Source organism: Ruegeria sp. BA12 (assembly GCF_056539625.1).
Map to the genome: position 1 here is coordinate 146924 of NZ_JBQFVF010000004.1, position 18541 is coordinate 165464.

At 52.8% G+C, this 18541-nt stretch carries 17 protein-coding genes and 1 tRNA gene; 7 read left to right on the top strand and 11 right to left on the bottom strand.

Annotation, left to right across the window (positions count from 1 at the left end):
• Positions 1-123 precede the first annotated feature (123 nt).
• Positions 124-537, top strand: a complete 414-nt coding sequence (locus ACR0B0_RS10220) for a nuclear transport factor 2 family protein (RefSeq protein WP_480647612.1) — start codon at positions 124-126, stop codon at positions 535-537.
• Between the two features lie 11 nt (positions 538-548).
• On the opposite strand, the gene mtaB is transcribed toward ACR0B0_RS10220, so the two are convergent.
• Both mtaB and dapF read right to left on the bottom strand, forming a co-directional pair.
• Complete coding sequence (mtaB, locus tag ACR0B0_RS10225) at positions 549-1805, bottom strand: tRNA (N(6)-L-threonylcarbamoyladenosine(37)-C(2))-methylthiotransferase MtaB (protein ID WP_480647614.1); 1257 nt, start codon at positions 1803-1805, stop codon at positions 549-551.
• Positions 1802-2644 carry a diaminopimelate epimerase gene (gene dapF, locus ACR0B0_RS10230; RefSeq protein ID WP_480647616.1) on the bottom strand — a complete coding sequence of 281 codons (843 nt, stop codon included), beginning with the start codon at positions 2642-2644 and terminating at the stop codon, positions 1802-1804. Before dapF ends, mtaB begins: the two co-directional genes overlap by 4 nt.
• A gap of 211 nt (positions 2645-2855) precedes the next feature.
• Between dapF and ACR0B0_RS10235 the strand changes: the two genes are divergently transcribed.
• A tRNA-Lys gene (locus ACR0B0_RS10235) sits at positions 2856-2931 on the top strand.
• A 404-nt stretch (positions 2932-3335) separates the two neighbouring features.
• On the opposite strand, the gene ACR0B0_RS10240 is transcribed toward ACR0B0_RS10235, so the two are convergent.
• The 4 genes from ACR0B0_RS10240 to ACR0B0_RS10255 are packed head-to-tail and all read right to left on the bottom strand — an operon-like array spanning position 3336 to position 6693.
• Positions 3336-4127, bottom strand: a complete 792-nt coding sequence (locus ACR0B0_RS10240; protein ID WP_480647618.1) for an endonuclease — start codon at positions 4125-4127, stop codon at positions 3336-3338.
• Positions 4120-5487 (bottom strand): DNA cytosine methyltransferase, encoded by a 1368-nt coding sequence (locus ACR0B0_RS10245; protein ID WP_480647620.1) that lies wholly within the window; start codon positions 5485-5487, stop codon positions 4120-4122. Before ACR0B0_RS10245 ends, ACR0B0_RS10240 begins: the two co-directional genes overlap by 8 nt.
• 35 nt (positions 5488-5522) lie before the next feature.
• Entirely contained in the window at positions 5523-5987 is a 465-nt protein-coding gene (locus tag ACR0B0_RS10250; protein WP_480647622.1) for a very short patch repair endonuclease, read from the bottom strand.
• Complete coding sequence (locus ACR0B0_RS10255; protein WP_480647624.1) at positions 5953-6693, bottom strand: hypothetical protein; 741 nt, start codon at positions 6691-6693, stop codon at positions 5953-5955. Before ACR0B0_RS10255 ends, ACR0B0_RS10250 begins: the two co-directional genes overlap by 35 nt.
• Before the next feature lie 1108 nt (positions 6694-7801).
• Between ACR0B0_RS10255 and ACR0B0_RS10260 the strand changes: the two genes are divergently transcribed.
• Positions 7802-8236, top strand: a complete 435-nt coding sequence (locus ACR0B0_RS10260; RefSeq protein WP_480647626.1) for a hypothetical protein — start codon at positions 7802-7804, stop codon at positions 8234-8236.
• 137 nt (positions 8237-8373) lie between these two features.
• A complete protein-coding gene (locus ACR0B0_RS10265; protein ID WP_480647628.1) occupies positions 8374-9369 on the top strand; it encodes an HNH endonuclease signature motif containing protein in 996 nt (331 codons plus the stop codon).
• A 428-nt stretch (positions 9370-9797) separates the two neighbouring features.
• Here the strand turns inward: ACR0B0_RS10265 and ACR0B0_RS10270 are convergent, their stop codons facing one another.
• The gene (locus tag ACR0B0_RS10270; protein ID WP_480647630.1) at positions 9798-11063 is read right to left on the bottom strand and encodes a hypothetical protein; all 1266 of its coding nucleotides are present in this window, start codon (positions 11061-11063) and stop codon (positions 9798-9800) included.
• A 331-nt stretch (positions 11064-11394) separates the two neighbouring features.
• On the opposite strand from ACR0B0_RS10270, the gene ACR0B0_RS10275 reads away from it, so the two are divergent.
• Positions 11395-13041, top strand: a complete 1647-nt coding sequence (locus ACR0B0_RS10275) for a DNA cytosine methyltransferase (RefSeq protein ID WP_480647632.1) — start codon at positions 11395-11397, stop codon at positions 13039-13041.
• Here the strand turns inward: ACR0B0_RS10275 and ACR0B0_RS10280 are convergent.
• The 4 genes from ACR0B0_RS10280 to ACR0B0_RS10295 all read right to left on the bottom strand — a co-directional run bounded on the left by ACR0B0_RS10280 (position 13038) and on the right by ACR0B0_RS10295 (position 16824).
• A complete protein-coding gene (locus ACR0B0_RS10280; protein ID WP_480647634.1) occupies positions 13038-14888 on the bottom strand; it encodes a DEAD/DEAH box helicase family protein in 1851 nt (616 codons plus the stop codon). The genes ACR0B0_RS10275 and ACR0B0_RS10280 overlap by 4 nt on opposite strands.
• Complete coding sequence (locus ACR0B0_RS10285; protein WP_480647636.1) at positions 14885-15160, bottom strand: helix-turn-helix domain-containing protein; 276 nt, start codon at positions 15158-15160, stop codon at positions 14885-14887. Before ACR0B0_RS10285 ends, ACR0B0_RS10280 begins: the two co-directional genes overlap by 4 nt.
• A complete protein-coding gene (locus tag ACR0B0_RS10290; RefSeq protein WP_480647638.1) occupies positions 15133-15492 on the bottom strand; it encodes a hypothetical protein in 360 nt (119 codons plus the stop codon). Before ACR0B0_RS10290 ends, ACR0B0_RS10285 begins: the two co-directional genes overlap by 28 nt.
• A 156-nt stretch (positions 15493-15648) precedes the next feature.
• The gene (locus ACR0B0_RS10295) at positions 15649-16824 is read right to left on the bottom strand and encodes a tyrosine-type recombinase/integrase (RefSeq protein ID WP_480647640.1); all 1176 of its coding nucleotides are present in this window, start codon (positions 16822-16824) and stop codon (positions 15649-15651) included.
• Positions 16825-17443: 619 nt separating this feature from the next.
• Between ACR0B0_RS10295 and ACR0B0_RS10300 the strand changes: the two genes are divergently transcribed.
• Entirely contained in the window at positions 17444-17872 is a 429-nt protein-coding gene (locus ACR0B0_RS10300) for a hypothetical protein (RefSeq protein WP_170349678.1), read from the top strand.
• On the top strand, positions 17869-18534 hold the full coding sequence (locus ACR0B0_RS10305) for a MotA/TolQ/ExbB proton channel family protein (protein ID WP_170349679.1): 666 nt from the start codon (positions 17869-17871) through the stop codon (positions 18532-18534). The genes ACR0B0_RS10300 and ACR0B0_RS10305 overlap by 4 nt, the downstream gene beginning before the upstream one ends.
• Positions 18535-18541: the final 7 nt, after the last annotated feature.

Below are 18541 nucleotides of genomic sequence, written 5' to 3' on the forward strand. Positions count from 1 at the left end.
CGAGGCCCGGTGTTCGACACCGGGCCTTTTTTGTTCGGCTGGCTGCCGGTGTTATACTCGCCTCGTCCTTTGTTGTTTTTGGGGCAGCAAATTTTCAGCGCATTACATTTGGGAGAACGAATTATGGACACGCAGAGCAATGTCGAAAAGATGCGGAAAGCCTTTGCGGAATGGAACGATTGCAAGGCTTCAGATATCGGTATGTGGGAAAAATACACGACCGAGGATCTGTGCATGCGTTCGCTGGGCCGGGGCCAATACGGGCTGGATTTCAGCCGTGGGCGCGATGGTCGGGCCGAGATGCAGGAATATCTGGAAGATCTGACTGCCGCATTCGAGATGCAGCATTGGACCCTGAAAGACACCATTGCACAGGATGACCGTGTTGTCGGCATCGGCGCCTGTGCCTGGACGCATAAAGGCACTGGCAAGACGGTAGAGACGCCGATTTTGATCATTTGCCGGTTTCGCGACGGGCTGGTCTGTGAATACGAGGAATTCTATGACACCGCAGCGGTGTCTGCGGTCACCACCTAAGCAGCTTTACCTCAGGCAGTCAGCTGTGTGTCTGAGCGCCCTAGCACTTTGGCCGTCACAATCTGCCCCTCGGTATGCGGGGTGTTGAACGCGACCTCGGTGAACTGCTCGGTCCGGCCCATATGCGGGTTTTCCATCAGGATGTGATGGGTCTTGCCGATCTGGGCGGTCAGGTGTTTTGCGACCTGCGCCTCACCCGCCGCACGCAGACGGGCGGCGCGGTCCTTGATAATGTTCCCGTTGATCTGCTGCGGTATGCGGGCCGCTGGTGTGCCATCGCGCTTGGAATAGGGGAAAACGTGCAACCAGGTCAGATCGCAGTCACTGACCAGCTTCAGCGAGTTTTCGAAATGCGCCTCGGTTTCGGTCGGGAAGCCTGCGATAATGTCGGCGCCAAAGGTCATCTCGGGGCGCAGCTTGCGAGCCTCTTGCGTGAAACGGATGGCATCGTCGCGCAGGTGGCGGCGCTTCATCCGCTTCAGGATCAGGTCATCCCCGTGCTGTAGCGACAGGTGCAGATGCGGCATCAGGCGTGGTTCGGTTGCGATGGCCTGCATCAGGTTCTCATCCACTTCGATCGAGTCGATGGAGCTGATCCTCAGCCGCGGCAGGTCAGGCACCAGTTTCAGGATGCGCATGACCAAATCGCCCAGCTTGGGCTCTGCGGGCAGGTCAGCGCCCCAAGAGGTCAGGTCAACGCCGGTCAGTACAACCTCGTTATAGCCCCGGTCCACCAGCCGCTTGATCTGATCCACCACCACGCCCGCAGGGACGCTGCGCGAGTTGCCGCGGCCATAAGGAATGATGCAGAAGGTGCAGCGATGGTCACAGCCGTTCTGGACCTGCACATAAGCGCGCGAGCGGGTGCCAAACCCATCAATCAGATGTCCCGCCGTCTCAGTCACCGACATGATGTCATCGACCTGCACAGCCTCAGTCTCACCGATGAAATCCGCGGCCATGCCTTTCCAGGTGTCGGGCTGCATCTTTTCGGTGTTGCCAATCACCGCATCGACCTCCTCCATCCGGGAAAAGGTCTCGGGTTCGGTCTGCGCAGCACATCCAGTCACGATCAGCCGCGCGTCGGGGTTCTCACGCCGCAGTTTGCGAATCTCTTGCCGGGCCTTGCGTACGGCCTCGGCCGTCACAGCGCAGGTATTCACCACCACCGCGTCGGTCAGACCGGCTTGCTGGGACAGCTCTTTCATCGCCTCAGTCTCATAGGCGTTCAGGCGACAGCCTAGCGTGGTGAATTTGGGGGCGCTCATCCCAGTGACCCCAGGAATTCCGATGTCAGAGTGCCCGAAAAGACATGACAGGTGGGTCCGGTCATCCAGACTCCATCTTCGCGCCAGTCGACCCAAATGGTGCCACCGTCCAGATCAATCTGCACCTTGCGCCCGGTCAGACCAAGTCGGGCAGCAGCCACAGCCGTCGCGCAGGAGGACGAGCCAGAAGCCAACGTGATTCCCACGCCCCGCTCCCAAACGCGCATACGGATGTGATCTGGCCCGATGACCTGCGCCACCTGCACATTGGTGCGCTCAGGGTACAGCGGGTGATATTCGTACCGCGCGCCAAATTCTTCCAGGGGAATCGCCTCGGCGTTTTCGACAAAGAACGTGCAATGGGGATTGCCCATACCGGTCGCGGTCGGAGTACCCTCGATCGGCAATTCCAGTGTATCAACTTCTTCAGCCAGCGGAATCTCGTTCCATTCCAGCTGCGGTTGCCCCATGTTCACCGAGGTCATGCCGTCCCCGGCATCGCAGGCAAAAAGCGTGCCGCGTTCGGTGGTCAGCGTCAGTTCCGATTTGCCGCTTTCTTCCAACAGGAAACGGGCGATACAGCGCGTGGCGTTCCCGCATGCCGCTGAGGTCGACCCGTCGGCGTTATAAAACACCAGATGCGCATCTGCGTTACCGTTTTCTATCACGGCCAGCTGGTCGAAACCCACGCCGAACTGTCGGTGCCCGATTCCCCTAGCAAGCGCAGGCGAAATCTCAACACTTTGCGCGCGCGCATCTACAATGACAAAGTCATTGCCAAGCCCGTGCATCTTCATGAAGGGCAAACCAGAGGTCATCATTCGTTGCATGGCCGGCATATAACCACGCGTTTGAAAGGAATCCACCCTGCGATGCAGATTCCTGAAAAAAGGGGTTGACCCCCCCGCGTCACCTCCCTAATTAGGCCGCCTATCGGGACGCCGGAAACAAGTTAAGTGACGGTGAAACGAGGTGCAAAATAAGGGCTTGAACCCAGTCGGGAAAATACCTTAGAGAGCGCCACGGATCGAACAGATCCAACAAAAGAGTGGGCCGTTAGCTCAGTTGGTAGAGCAACTGACTTTTAATCAGTGGGTCGCAGGTTCGAATCCTGCACGGCTCACCACTTCAACCGATTGATCGGAAACAAAAAATCCCAGTCTCTTGTGCTGTGGTTTGCGTCTCTTTCGGGGTAAAATGCTGTTTAGGCTACCCTTAGGCTACCGGTTGAACTCGAAAAGCTGATTTCTGCGGTTCAGTACGCTGTCCAGTTGAACTTTACCCAACGTTCGGGCTGGAACTCAAAATAGACCAAATTGCGATGGTTTGAATCATGTGACCCTTGGCGCAGCATTTGAACGCGTCGGAACACTCGTGTTGAAATTCTAGTTGTGATTTGAGCCTATTCTGAAATTGATCCGGCCCCAGGGTACCCATCGGGCAAACTCTGGTGCTTTGTGCGCGGCACACACATTAAGTCGCGATCTATTTTTCACGGTAACACTTTGTCCCGTATGTCGGTCATAAGGATCAATTCTGATAGTCTCGGATTAAGACGGGGTCGAGTTTCTGGGCAGGAACAAGCTTATAGTGCTTTTCGTCAACTACCTTGATTTCGCCCTCCTGCAGCGTCAGTTCGAACAATGCAACAATCTGGTCATCCATGAATTGTGCTGCGATTGCTCTGCACCGCATACCCGGGAACTTTTCCTCTACAAAACGGATGTCTTGCGTCGTCTGCACAATTCCAATCTGGTCTTTTCCACCTTTAGCTTGAACCGGTATGACGTAGTGACAGCCTCGCTTGTCGATACCCACATAAAGCTCGTCAATTTCGATTTGGCCTATTCCTTTAACCGTAGTTCTAAGGTGGTTTTGAAGGCTGTAGGTCGTAAGGCTCAAAAAAGTGTCGATCAAACGGTTGTAGCGGACAATGGCAAGAAGTGCCTGCTCATCGTCTAGTGCATATGCCCGGATAATCTCAGGTGTAGCATCAGGTATAGCGATCCAAATAAGGTCATCGCGCGGAAGTATGCGATTAATCTTGACCAGTGAGAATCGGTACTGGGACCTCCCTGCTAGTTCGATCACCCACTCCATACCGTCCGGCTGAGTAGCAAGCACGCGTGGAGGAAGTTCAGTTCTGAACCGGAACGAATAAATTACGTCGCCTAGATTGTCGGGCAGTACGATTTCCAGCGATTTCGCTGCGTCTTTGATTTCTTGGCGGGTGAATTCAAGCGCCGTAAGCCCTTCGTCATAGTGATCGAAGAATATTTTTTCGATTAATGCCTGGTATCGGTTCCTCACTCTCTTAGCCATGTGAGACTTGCTCTGCTAAGCGTTCGCGCTCGATTTCTATCTGCTTGCGTTTCTTTGCTCCGCTCTTTCTGTCACGGCGACTGGGCGGCGCATCGACACCAAAGTGTTTCGCCGCCGTGGTAAGATCAAAAGCCAAAAGAGCGTTGTCGCCAAGTTGCAAAACGGAGTCAGGACGGACGGGTTCGCAGCCAAGCGCCTTCATCAGTTCAGCTGCAATTGCGCGAGCTAGAGGTGGTGGTACAGCGTTTCCGATCTGTCGCGCGCCGTGCCATTTCGTGACGTTGAACCGGAACCAATCAGGAAAACCGTGTAAGCGCGCCATTTCGCGCACGGTGATGCAGCGGTCGAATTTGTAATGAATGGGCCTCGGACTCGTAAATGCGCCGCGCGCGCCGTCAGTCCCGGCTCTAAGAGTGTTAGAGACGCCATGTACCGGCAACTTAAAAAAGCGGCTGATCGGCTCTACCGCTCCCGGAACAGTTTCCGAAAATCTACGTCGCGAGATGGCGGTATGTTCGGTTCGCGCACTAGAAGTGAGGCGTGAAGAATCCCAGTCCCGAACGTATCCATAGTGCCATGCGCTGTTGGTCACGCACCGCAATTCTGCCGCATACTTCGAAGGGGTCCCGAACTTGGATGTTTTGACCGAGTCGGAGCCAATCAGAGATGCAAATCCGTCAGCATTAGGTAGATCACCGACTGCATCTGGGCAGGTTGGTCCATCCGGTAATCCGTCAATCCTTTTTTTGCGACCTGCAATGTTGCTCGACGCCATCGGATAATCTGGAAGTTCTTCGCCTTCTCGGCAGCCTACCAAAATCAGTCGCTCCCTAGACTGGGGCGTTCCAAAATTACCGGCATTCAGAACTTTCCAAGGTACGCGAACGACGTATCCTTCCGCTCTGAAAGCCTCGACAAGTTCGTTTAGGAACTCTTTGTGTTTCCCGACTGTCAGGCCTTTGACGTTCTCGAATACAAATGTGCGAGCCTTGAGTTGTGATACTATTCGAACAAACTCAAGGACTAGCTTGTTGCGAGGATCGTCGAGTATCCGATGGCCTATTAATGAAAAACCTTGGCACGGTGCGCCGCCAAAAACGCAATCTACGACGGCGTCGCCGATACCGGCCACCTTTCTAATGTACTTTGCGCTTAGTCCTTCGACTGAATTCGGAATGATTGCCGTATTGGGGAAATTGTATTTGTGTACAGCGCAATGAACTGGATCGACTTCTACAGCGGCTGCCACATCGAACCCGGCTTGCTCAAAGCCTAAGCTCAACCCCCCAGCACCGGCGAATAGATCAATTCCAATTGGGCGCATTCCTGTAACGTCCTCGATGCTCGATTCACTACGCATTGATACCCCGACTAACACAGGATGTCGATCGAATTCTACCTCGGGTCTACAAAGGATTGTAGTTTATGGGATAGAGCTGCCAAATCCTTGGTCTCGCACTGCCAGACAACAAGAACCTCCCAGCCGAGCGCGTTAAGTTCAGAAATTTTGTCACGATCACGACGAGCGTTGGCTTGTAATTTCGGCACCCAGTATTCTTGCCGAGACTTAGGGGGTTGCCCTTTGGCGCACCCGTGAGCATGCCAGAAGCAGCCGTGTACGAAGATGATCTTACGGTGCTTTGGGAGTGTGATGTCGGGACAGCCCGGCAGGTCTTTGCGGTGCAGCCGGAAGCGGAATCCTAAGCTGTGAAGCACTCGCCGTACGATCAACTCCGGCTTCGTATCCTTGCTCTTCACGGCCTGCATAATGCGGCGACGTTGCTCTGGGCTGCGGGTGTCCAATTTTGTTTGTCCAGAAATCAGTTCACTTGGATGGGTTTCGCTGTGCTTCGAATTCATCCAACAAACGTGTCATCTCTTCGTTTCGCGACAGACCAAACGGCAGCAATGCCATACAGAAAGTCATGTATGACCTGTAATAATAGTTATACATGCTGTTTGCTGCGCCATTCTGAATACTTGTTCCTGCCATTCCCCGCACACAAAAATTCCCGGAACTGGGCGACCACATTTCCATTAAATTCGGCGATGCCCCGTGCGTGTAACCGGAATAGGCGTTGTGCAAAGCGAGGCTGGTACTGATCATTAGACTTTGGTTTATTCCATCTCCCGCGTTTTCCGCGATGTACGCCCTGATTTTTCGCCTTGGCACTTCTGCCTTTTTGGCTACCGGTTTGCCAGTGATCTTACCGTCAATAGAATCCTCCGCATAAAATGCTTCGAGAAATTCGCGATGCCTATCAGGCAGAGTTTCTTCACGGGAGCCAAGAGCAAGGAACGTTACGTCTTCACATGTCTCTTCAATCTGACGGTGAAGTGCGCCTAGCTCCTGAGTGTATCCTGCCTCCAACAAAACTTCTGCGGCGTGCAGTGCGCTGACCAACCGCGCAAGCTTTTGGACCACCGCTTGTTGCAGCGTCTTTTCCTCAAAACGAAACACCAACCCTATTCCGATAGACACCGGCTTCGGAGGCGGAACTTTCGCGGTCAATGTTGTTAGGATTGCTTGCGCCGACAACATCATTCTTTCGATCAAATCCTGCATAAGAACCCTATTTGCTGCCGTTTCGCTGAGGTTTTCATGGCGTCCCGGTATCCTACAGCAATTGACGGCGGACTTTGTACCAATATGATATTCCTAACGGGCCAAGGTCGCTGCAATAATGATGACAAGACATATTCTTTTTGCAGATGGTTTAGTCGAGTTTCTTTCGAAACCGATAAGCGCATGAAAAAGCATGGCGTCACTCGATACGGGAAACGATTCGGTATCCGGTCAGACGCTGCCGATTGGATGAACGCCGCAAGGTATTCGGCAGAAGCACGGCCCGACCTTCAATGCACTGCAACCTCAAAACAGACCGGTAGGCGGTGCCGCAGATGCCGTTCGCCGGGTTTCACTGTATGTCACAATCATGGCGGCGGCGGTCGTATGAGAAACGAAAGAACGAGGATTGCACCACCCTCCGGACCGAGAAACGAACGAAACCGGATGGCCAAGATCGCCAGACGAGCCTTGTCGAGGGCAGCCGCAGATGTACCACGAGAAGTGTGGATGGAGTTCAATCGGAATTGGGCGAAACGGATTGCGGACACGGACCACAATGCGTTTGCGATTGTTTTATGGATTCGTATGCAAGGCCACATGACCACCAAAGAATGGGTTGAACAGCTAAGGCGTTTCGGCCTCTTGGAGCATAGTCAGGAAGTATCATAGCCGCGCTCGCAGGTGCGGATGAGCCGAGCTACTGGAATGATCAATATGTTACCGCCTCGACGGCTGCGGAGCTACGGTAATTGCTGTGCAACCGCTTGGGAAGCGGATCAATGAAGTTCGCCGAAAGTGGCACCATGTGCGCCCCAATGTCTCCGTTGATGTCTGACCCACGCGACCTGCATGGGTCTGACAATCGTTCTATCGAATGGCATTCGGCACAGTTAGTTCGGGAGTTTCCGGTGCTGCCGAGCATAGCTTTCAATTCAATCTCCAGCATGGTTAAGCCCGGAATAGGTTCATCGACCTTCCTTTGGTTTCGTAAAACAGGTTGACTGGTTCCGGAATCGGAACTAGTAGTAAGAAAGGTTCCGATTCCGGAACCACCATAATCGAAACGGCAGACGGCTCGAGGCCGCGCCGCTCAGGAGAGAAAACGATGACACCAAACCACAGGCATGACGCCTCTTACGCAACCATGTGTTCCTACCTAGGACTTTCCGCTCGCGATGTAGCCGAGATTGGCGGGTTCTCAGATCGCTTTGCACGCGACATCTTGGCAGGCCGAAAGTCGTTTCCCCAAGACACTAAGGTTGCGCTTTTTCAACTGCTCAAGAACTTCAATACGCTCATCGAAGCTTTGAAGTTAGATGTACGCGACGGGGTGCGTGTCCTCTACATTTACCGGACCAATGAGCAACTGCGTGCGTCACCAGTCGGTAAGTTCTGGCACGGCGTTGGAAAGGCAAAGGGCGGTTTCTTGGGACCGTACAGAGCTGCTGCCTTTGAGGTCTTTCGGTGGTCATCAGACGTTTCCCAGGGCCAGTCGACACCTATCAGTTTGGTCTTTGCTGAAACGCCGGAAGCTGCCTGAGTCTCTGATTGCTTGTTTTGCGAACAAGCAAACTCACTCAATAGTCCCTTAAGTTTCGCCTCGCGAGCCAAAGCAAATCCGTCGCCTTGGTCCGACGCTAGAGGCCAAACCGACGAAACACCACGAAAGGCCAAGCTATGTCTGACCTCTTTATCAACACCTATTCGGAAACCCGGACATGCACCTACAAAGACGATACGTTTGATGTCCGCGATAATGGCGCGATCTTACGACGGAGGCGACCTAGCGGTCGCGTCCGTCAGCTCGACGATTATTGGACCTTTGGAAAAAAGAATGGCAATACCGGCTATGCGATGTTCGGCAGTGATGCGGTCCACAGAATTGTAGCAACGGCGTTTCACGGAGAACCCCCAACGCAGCAACACATCGTCGACCACATCGACACCAATAGGATGAACAATCGACCAAACAACCTGCGTTGGATCACGAAGCTGGAGAACATCTTGCTGAATCCGATCACTCTCAAGCGTATTGTCGAGGCCTATGGATCGGTTGAGGAGTTTTTCGCTGACCCTAAAAAGCCAAAGGCCAAACCCTTGCCAGGACAATTTGACTGGATGCGGGCAGTCTCTTCATCTGAGGCGGCGGCCAGCAGAAGGAAGCTCGAGGCTTGGGCCAAAAGCACGAAGTCGTCGTCCGGTGGCAGTCTTGGAGAATGGCTCTTCGAACACCGTTCCCAAGTCGAGCCACCGAAACTGCCAGAAATTACTAGATCGCTTACTGAAGGTGCTTTGCAAGCGGACTGGGTTACTCCATCAGAGTTCCTTCTTTGCCCAAAGCAGGATTTAGGCGGTACGCTCGACGACTATTCCAGAGCGCTAAGGTTCGGAGAGGTATTTTCCTCAAACGAATATGGGAAGTCCTTTGTTGTCGAAGGCTGCCGCGACAGACGAAGCGATTGCATCGTTGTCGTGTGCAAGATTGAGAATGCGCCGATTAATAACTGGGGAATAACCACTATCTATTTGCATGACGGGAACTTCATTCACGAGAACAAGGGGACCTACATAAGCCTGATAGAGGCAATGGAAGTCTATGCTTCGGGTATCGGGGATTACTTCAAGCCAGATGGATTTGATGCAGACCTCAGCCCGAGCTTCAGCGCGAAATAGACTGTCGCCCACGAAGGTCGATTGCTACGCGGCGGTGGTAAAGCGGTCTGCCTGTTCAGACTTCTTGGCCTTACAATAGTGGAAGCCATCGGCGGAACGCTCGTGGTTTGTTTCACCCAGTGTGACTTAGCGGAGCAAAAGCTCCAGCCGGTAGTAATCGTGCTTTTAGCACAGTCGGGACTCGGAAGGCTGTCCGCCGAGGTTCTGCTCCCGTGTGTATATGACCCTCCATCAGTCCGTATTTCGTGGACCAGTGAACCAGTTGGAGCTTTTTACAATGAATTCATGCTGGTAGCTGGTCCACACTCAGTGGACCGCGTAAGTATATGAAGTAAAATAAAAATAAGCAAACTGGTTCACTGGTCCACCAATTCCGGACCCATAGAGGCTCATGCACGCTTGCGCACACACGCAATAGCCACGATCTGTTACCAGATGTCGTCAGTTTCATCCTTGTCCGCCATCTTCAATTTGATTTGATCGGATGACGGCAATCCGACCCCGCCGAAATTTGCCAGAGCATCCCAAGCGTCTTCTGTGACCTTGAAGGAACCGCCCCGGCCCTGCCTGGGCCGGTTGGCGTCCTCATATTCGATCAGACCCTCCGCCTCGGCATGCGTACGGTGGCGGTGAAGTGTAGTTTTGGCCACACCTAGCGCCTTTACTAGTTGGCGCTCGGACCCCCGAACATAAGGCGCGTAGTTTCCGCTCCTATCCATTTCGTATCCGACGAACAATCCGGTCCAGTGCATCGTCGGCAGCGATACATTAACTTGAGCGGCGCTGGGCGGCACCGATACAACATAGGGACGCCCCCGCTTATCATCCCAGCACGTCTTCCCTGGTGTCCCGTCAGGATGCGCCAGAGTCTCACACAGAGGCTTTACCAGCTTGTCCCGCAGAAGCGTAAGCAACGCTTCCGCATTCTCGGTCAGCTTCAGTCCATGGGCTTCGGCCACAGCATCCCCGATGCAGTGCAAGGCGGCATCGTAATCCTCAAGCTGCGCGACCAGACGGCCTTCTTGATCGACGTTTCGCCCAGCGCGGTGAACCATTGCTGACGCTTTGACCAAGGCCAGAATGGACGACAGGTCACGCCGCGCCCGAACAGCCCGGGAAGGCATCAGTTCGGCCAATGCCGGTGCGAAGGGAACCACGACTTCGCGCGGCCCCAGACGAACATACTCTGCGAAGGTATCCCAAAGGCCGAAATCCACGTCCGCGTCCGCCAGCCCAGCTGCGGCCTTCGCCGCTGCCTTCATGACTGCCTTCGTTTGGCGTTCGCTTTCATCCAGCCAGATCGACAGCATGCGGGTTTCAATTTCGGAATCCAGATGCCCCCGTGTGGTCGTCGTGATCAAACCTGTAGGCCCCTCCTGTTCAATCCACCGTGTCGTCAGTCGTCCCGTGTCCGGATCGCGCTCCACCGTGGCATGGCGCAACCTCCCCTCGGACAGCATCAGCCGCAGCATCTCAGCGACATCGTTCTTTTCGTCGCCTCTTCGGACCAATGCCTCGCCTTCTTCCAGAAAGACCATGACATGTGCATATGAACCGGGTTCGTCGTAAACGATTGCCCGTGCTGACAGCGACGAGAGGTCCTTCATCGCTGTACCGGACAGCCGCAAAGCGGCTTTTGTCGTAAAGGACTTGCCTGCCGACGACTGCGCCTTCAAGACCAAGTTCAGCGCCATGCTCTCGTGTTTATAGAGTATTAAGCGGCTAAGAATTCAAAACACTAGGCTTCTGCGATCTACGCACAACGAACGTCAGAGGATTTGGGATGCCTAATATCCAGCCCTGCCTGAAAACGGGCTTTGCTTGCTAGGGCAATTCGTCTTCACTGTTTTGTCGTTCGATGCGCGCTGATGGATAATTCGAACTTTGCTATCAAAGGCGTTTGTTTGAGAGCCCCGTTAAGAAGGGTCCGAAAATGCGGGAATTAGGTACATATCAACTACCAGAAACCAGTAGATCTTTACTTCTTCGCATTGTAGTGTCAAGTCAGTCTTGGAGGTACAAAAAATGCGGGCAATTGACTTGTATAGCGGCGTAGGCGGATGGTCTTGCGGCCTGCAGTTGTGCGGCATCCAAATCGTAAAATCCTACGAAATTGACAAGTTTGCCATCAAGACAAACCATCTGAATTCAAGACATGACTGCGATCAATGCGATATTCTCAAGCTAAAGCTGGACGACCTCCCAGAGGACATCGAATTGGTTGTAGGCAGTCCTCCTTGCACTCAATTTTCGTTTTCAAATCGTGGAGGGCAAGGTGATCTTCAGAAAGGGCTGGAGCACATCAAGAAATTCTTGGAGGTTGTCGATTATCTCAAACCCCGTTGGTGGGTGATGGAAAATGTGCCTCGAACTGTTAAAATCGTAAAGGAGTGCTTTGAGGAGGGTGGAGCATTTCACCAATACTCTCACCTAAAGCCTCAGTTCTTCGTAGCAAAAGCCGAACTTTTCGGCACACCTCAGCGCCGCAGGCGAGCGTTGATAGGAAATCTCGACTTCGCTTCCTTAGCGAAACAGGAGCGTGAAAAGGTCACCACGCTTGGTGAAGTTATCGACGCAGTTTCGGGAGGCAACGCAACCATTCAAGACCCCGTCTACGGCATCAAAATCCGTCGATCAGATGTCTCCGATTTAGGACTTGAAGAGTGTTTGGACGGCGAAGAAGAACGGATCAACCGGACACTCAAAACTTCGCACCATATCTACAACAAAATGAGCTTTCCGGACAACGAGACAGTACCTTCCCGTACTTTAACCGCCACCTGTACTCGTGTTTCGCGAGAGAGTATTATCGTCCGAGATCGAAGCGATAGTCGGCGCTTTCGTCGACTATCAATTAGAGAGCGGGCATGCCTTCAGGGGTTTCCAATAACCTACGAATTTTGTTCGAATTCTTATGCTGGAAAAATCAAGCAAATTGGGAACGCAATCCCGCCAACTTTGAGCTTTTCCATCGGTTGTTTGGTCACTAACACCGGACTAGACTTAAAAACCCTGAGCCAGCGCAGCGATCGCTTGAACTCCATTGGCTATGAACAGCGCCCCGAAGAATTTGAATTTGATCGTAAACGTATTTACTCACCTCACCGGCACTATCGCTTTTCAATAGACAAATTGAATTTTGGCAGTGGGGTACGCTTCGAGCTGACAAACCGAGGCACTGACATTCCGGGTGAACTATGGAGGTGCAATTTCTGGTTTGGTACTGCCAAGAAAATTCTTGAGGTTCCACTCAATCAGGACCTCGTTTCTTTTTTGGCTGAAGAACTCGGTGAAGTCGACCGTTCACCTGCCTCAGTATTAGAGAAAGAGCTAAAGAACCTTGATGGTACTTCCCTACAGCGCGTTTGGGCACATCGCGGACCGGCAGGACTGCACCCGTTTCAACTCTCAGATTCCCTGACAGAGTTTGGAATACAAATGCAACAAGCGATAGAGAACTCAAGCATAGACAAATTGAACCTGCTTGAAAGAGTACTGCAAGGATTCGGACCTGATCCAGATTATTCCATCAACCCAGCAGGGAAGCTCGCAAATAATGCGAGCAGACTGCTGGGTGCCTTCTTCATTTGCGGTCAATTCAATGCTTTGGCAGCACCACTTTCAGAACTCCAAAATGAAAACCAAGGAACGCAAGCGCTTCTAAAACACTAACCGTCCTCCTGGAACATCTTCTTGAACAATCCAAAGCTTTCTTCAGGAATCTGCTTCATAATACGGACTAGTTTTGCGTCGCCTGTATTCTTAACTCGCTCTCTGACTTTGTCTGCCATTTGTTCGCCTTCAATGACGTCATCTTCATCAATATCTAAACCACGAACAATAGCACCTGTCCGCAACGCGTCATCCAATGTCAGAACAAACGAAGTCTCAAAAGTTTTGCCGCAATGCTGACATTCGCGGGCGCTTAAGCGATTTAGCCCACCACAACCTAAACAGGGCTTAAATTTTGCGATCGCTTGAGGAAACTCATGACCACACACTTCGCAAAACTTGTCTCCCAAAGCGCATTCTGTAGTGCAAGATGGACATTTTTTTGTTTTGACTTTTCCTGTGTCCACACGCTTGCCGGGAGACATTTCCTCTTCTACCCGCCGGGCAAATTCTTCAAAAACGTTAAACGAGGGCATAACGACGTACGCCCGTGTATCATCGTCCGCTCCATTGCTCCTAACCACCCGACCGACTGCTTGCCTAAACGACAGTTCGGTCATTGCTTTTGGCAGGTAGATCAATACCCTCAATCTGGTGATATCGACTCCCTCTGCTATCATTCCGACTGACACGATCCATCGCTTGTCAGTATGACGGAAGGCCTCGATCTTGTTTTCGGCATTGGAAATCTGAGAATGAACGAGAATCGGGGCTTCCCCTTCAACAAGCTCGATGAGCTTCATCATATACTCGGCCATCTGTATGGATGGAGCGATGACCAAGCCGCCAGCATTAGGCATTCTATAGCGCAGGTCTGACAACTTCGAACTAGCCCAATCGAGCATCGTGCCTTGATAACCGTCCGCGCGAGGCGTGACATCGTCTTCTTCATATTGTGGAGCGCAGGCAAGGCGATAGAAGTCCAGAGCCCTTTGAAGGCCCGGAATGCGTTTCATTGTAGGAGTAAGCTCTGCCGGCGATTGGCTTGTAACGTTAACTGTCTCGCCATCTTCAAGGTCAACAGTGAAGATGCCTTCGTGACGATGAAAGGTCGTAGGGCGGCAGTATTCCAAATCAACTGCTTCGCCATATGATAGAGTGTAAGATCCGTCTTCTGGATGATCTATTGCCCCCTGATCGTCATATGCCATCCAGACAGAACTTTTTGCATCGGAGCGAATTGGGGTGCCTGTCAGTACCAACACAAATCGAGCGGCAGCGAAAGCGGAGTCTGCGCTATCGCCCCAAGCTGCCGAAACTGCTGCGTGATGGTGTTCGTCACAAATGACCAGAACTCTGGAGCTTCGGCAGACCGTTTGGAAGGCGTCTTGTAGACCTTGAATCGCTCCCCAAGTCGCACAAACATCTATCTCAATATCGGAGTCTGCACCCGTGACTTTGGCCATGAACCGGCCGGTAATCTGGTGAAAATCCTTACCCCATTGGTTTACAACTTCGACCCTCGGGGCAATAACTATTACTCGGTCAATCTCGCCAAGTTCGAACAGTTTCTGAGCAATTGCACAGGCGGCCTTGGTTTTGCCGGCCCCTGGAGCAGCATTTATCAAAAAATGCTTGTCTTCCTTCGTTTCAAGAAGCCACTTCAAGCACTTCTTCAGCGCTTGTTCTTGCCAATCCCTTAGTCGCAGCAACTTATTCCCTTTCTTCAAATTACACTTTGGGCAAAGCGCTTGCCCATTAACGACAGTTGTTTTTCCGCCTTTAGAGTACGGAACTTTGTGATCCGCATGGAAATCTTTGCCTAACCTGCCACCGCAATTTCTGCATCTCCCACCGGCTAGCAGTTTCAGTATGAACCTTTGTCTCGCGCTAAATAGGCGTCTCACTTGCTAACCCGGTACTCCGTTAGCATTATTTCCCTAATGGGCAGGTTTTTTGGGGGTTTGAGAACCGCGTACTCGTTCACTCTGACCATGGCGGTCGCATATGGGATTTTTTTGGGTTCCACGACCCAGCCTTGTTTTCTCATCTCGTAAACGAGTTCTGGAAGATTCGAGACACCAAACAGAATCAATGCTTCCAGCCTGGTAAGTGGCTTGCCTTCCAGTAGGTGGTCTTTAGCGGCTTGATTTAAGCCCGAACTAGTTGATGCGGCCATTGCTCCCCCAAGTATTTTTGCACTGCACGCTCAACACTCAACCGCTTCTCTTTGGTTTCGTTAGCGAACGCATCTGCGTATCCCATTTCAAAAAACAAAACTGCCCATCCTCCATCTTTCATAGCTGCGTCGACAGGCATGTTTTCCATTGTTGGCTTGAACCTAGGCGTTCCAAACCCACCGTCTTTTTCTTCTGGTTCTTGATTGTAGGTTCTGAAGATGACATGCGCCAGCCGTACCAAATCCGCGGCTGGAACATCTGGGCCAGCAGCCATGCGAAGTTCTCTAAAAATCACACGGATTTTGTCGCTCTTACGAGCAGGAACGGACATCTACAGCCTTCAAACTAAACCATTAATCACATACCAGTAACGTGTGCGTTACAAGCGCAAAGTGCAACCATCACTTGTAAAGTTTTCACGGCAAACACCATCCAAATTGATTTGATGGTGATTTCTAGTCACACGGCTGCGTTGGAGATGTTACCTCTAGCTGATAGATTCACCGACAACGCTGCCAATCGCATTCGCAGCGGCAATCGCAGGGTCACTGTCAACATGCGCGTAACGTGCAGTTGTTTGGGTTTGTGTATGACCTAACAGGCGTCCAATTATCGGAAGGGCGACACCTTGACCCACTGCGATACTGGCGGCGGTGTGGCGAAGATCGTGTATCCTGATGTCCCTCAGTATTGCTGCCTTGCAAATCACCTTCCAAGGCTTTGACAAGTTGACGAACGAAGAACCCTGCTTCTTGCCCGGAAACACATAAATCGAATCCGGATCGCGTGTAGTCGCCTTCTGTTGCTTTAAGACTTGAATTGCAGTGTCTCCCAAGAAATGCGGTTTCGCCCCAGTTTTGCTGTCGGGCAGCAAGATGACCTGACGTTCCCAATCGATCCACCCCCATTCACAGGTGGCGATTTCGTTTCTTCGGGCACCTGTCAGCAATAATAGCCTGATTAAGTTGGCTACATCCGGCCAAATTGCGCCCTCGTCTACCAAATCGCGCAAAGCTTTACCGAGCCGTTCCAGTTCGGGGCCGGACAAGAATCGTTCCCGAGATTGCTCTTCAAATTTCTTAACATAGCGGCACGGGTTGGTTCCTTGCTCTCGCCACTCCCATGCTTCGCATCTGTTCATCAATGAAGACAACAAGGCCAGCATTCGATTTGCTAAGTATGGCGTGTCACTCAGCGACTGGTGTAAGCGACTAACGTCTGAGCGCGAAACATCTACAGCTTTGGCACTGCCCAACTTTGGGCCAATGTGCCGTTCCCAGCATGAGGTATAGTCTCGGATGGTCGCGGGCTTCTTGTTGGCCAGTTCCTCGCGTTCGAATTTCTCCCATGCATCAAATAGCTTTGGTGCGCCGCGTATGGCTAGTCTTTCCCCTTGCGGATCTGCTCCACGTTTCACGGCCGCCAAAATTTGTCGCGCGTGCTCTTTTGCTTGGTCGAACGGGATTTGGCCATGAATGCCAATCGTCACCCAGCGTTGTTTGGCACTGCGCCCACCACCGTAAGAGCGGTATTTTACGACGTACCGCTTTGAGCCGGTCGGCAAAAGTCTCACGCCAAAGCCGGATAGCGTGCCATCCCAAAGATAAAGTGTCTTATCTTCGCGGCATGTGGCGTTGTCGATTTGTCGTTTAGTCAATTTCATCAGCTTTGGTTCCTCAAAACAGCCACAGCAACCACCTAACAACCACCGGGCAAAGCACATTGTGGCAAACAGTATGAGGAGAGCATGGGTGAATTTCAATAAAAACACAGGTATTTCAAATGGTTATACACCATTGTAGTGCAGCGTAGAAAACCATGGAAAAGCCATTGGAACTAACTTTTAATCAGTGGGTCGCAGGTTCGAATCCTGCACGGCTCACCACTTTTTCAATAAAAGCAAGATTTGTCGTGGGGCAGAAGCTGACGTTACCACGAGGTTTGTTTGCACTCCTTCCCCGATAGCTATTCACGTGTGAGTGTGCTTGCGAACGAGAATTTTAAGCCGATCAGACCTGAAGTGGGCGCAGGTCCGACATGTAAGTCTGTTCGTGCCAGTGAGTGGACTGCGCGATGACAAATAGGACTGCCTGCAAATGCTCCAGTGACATCAACTAGAGCAGCACGCTGTTGCCCTTGACCCAGCAATAGGGTTGAACGGGTCGAAAATCGCACTTTATCACAAAGATGTCCGCAACCCTTTCGCGCCCCAGCGGTCTTGGATAAGACGGACATAGCGCTGTCAGAACCTCTGCCTGCGTGAAACAATTGGGAGCGTATTCATGAAGTTTCGCCCTTTGGCCCTTGCTGCCATCGTTAGCACGCTGCCCTTTGCGGCTCAGGCCCAAACGGCGAAGGATGCGCCGGGGTTGGTGGTCGAGCTGAACGCGACTGAAGATGTCGAAGGCGCCTGCCGTTTGACCTTTCTGGTCGAAAACGAAACTGCAACGGCGATCGACACTGCCAATTATCAGGTGGTGATTTTCGATGCCGCTGGTGTGTTCGAACGCTTTACCCTTTTTGGATTTCGGGACCTGCCAGCGGAACGCCCCCGCGTGCGCCAGTTTGATGTACGCGACATCGCCTGTGAAAATCTTGGGCGGGTTCTGATCAATGGGCTAAGCGGCTGTACCGTCGACGGTGCTGACAGCGAAATCTGCGACAAGACACCAACCTTGCGCAGCCGTACTGAAGTGGAGCTTTTGGGATGAGTATTCTTGACGCCCTGCGTGAAATTCTGGCCCTGGGCGGGCCGGTTGTGGCCATCCTGATCGCCATGTCCGTGGTGACGCTGGCGGTGACGCTTTACAAGCTTTGGCAATTCGCCGCCTCGGGTGTTGGTCGGCACCGGGTGCTGTCGCAGGCGCTGGACGCTTGGGATGCCGGTGACAAGCAAGCCGCCCGCGCGCGACTGGCCAAAAGCAACAGCTATCTTGCGCCGCTGGTCGGCGTGGCGATGGATGCGCCGGACGCACCCGGTCTGGATCAACGGTTGGATGCCGAGGCGGGGCTGGCGCTGGCCGGGCTTGAACGTGGGTTCCGTCTGCTGGATACGGTGGCGCAGCTGGCGCCGCTGTTGGGTTTGTTTGGTACGGTTCTGGGCATGATCGAAGCGTTCCGCAGTCTGCAAACCGCCGGGTCTTCGGTTGATCCGTCGCTGTTGGCGGGTGGTATCTGGGTGGCGCTGGTGACCACTGCGGTGGGCCTGGCGGTGGCGATGCCGACCTCGATGGTGCTGTCGTGGTTCGAAAGCCGCACCGCACGGGAACGGGTGTTCGCCGATAAGGCGCTGCGCACCGTACTGGTGCCGGGGCAGGCCATCCCGCTGGCCGAGGACGCACAGAGCATGGCGGCCACGCCCGGACATGCGTAACCTCGCA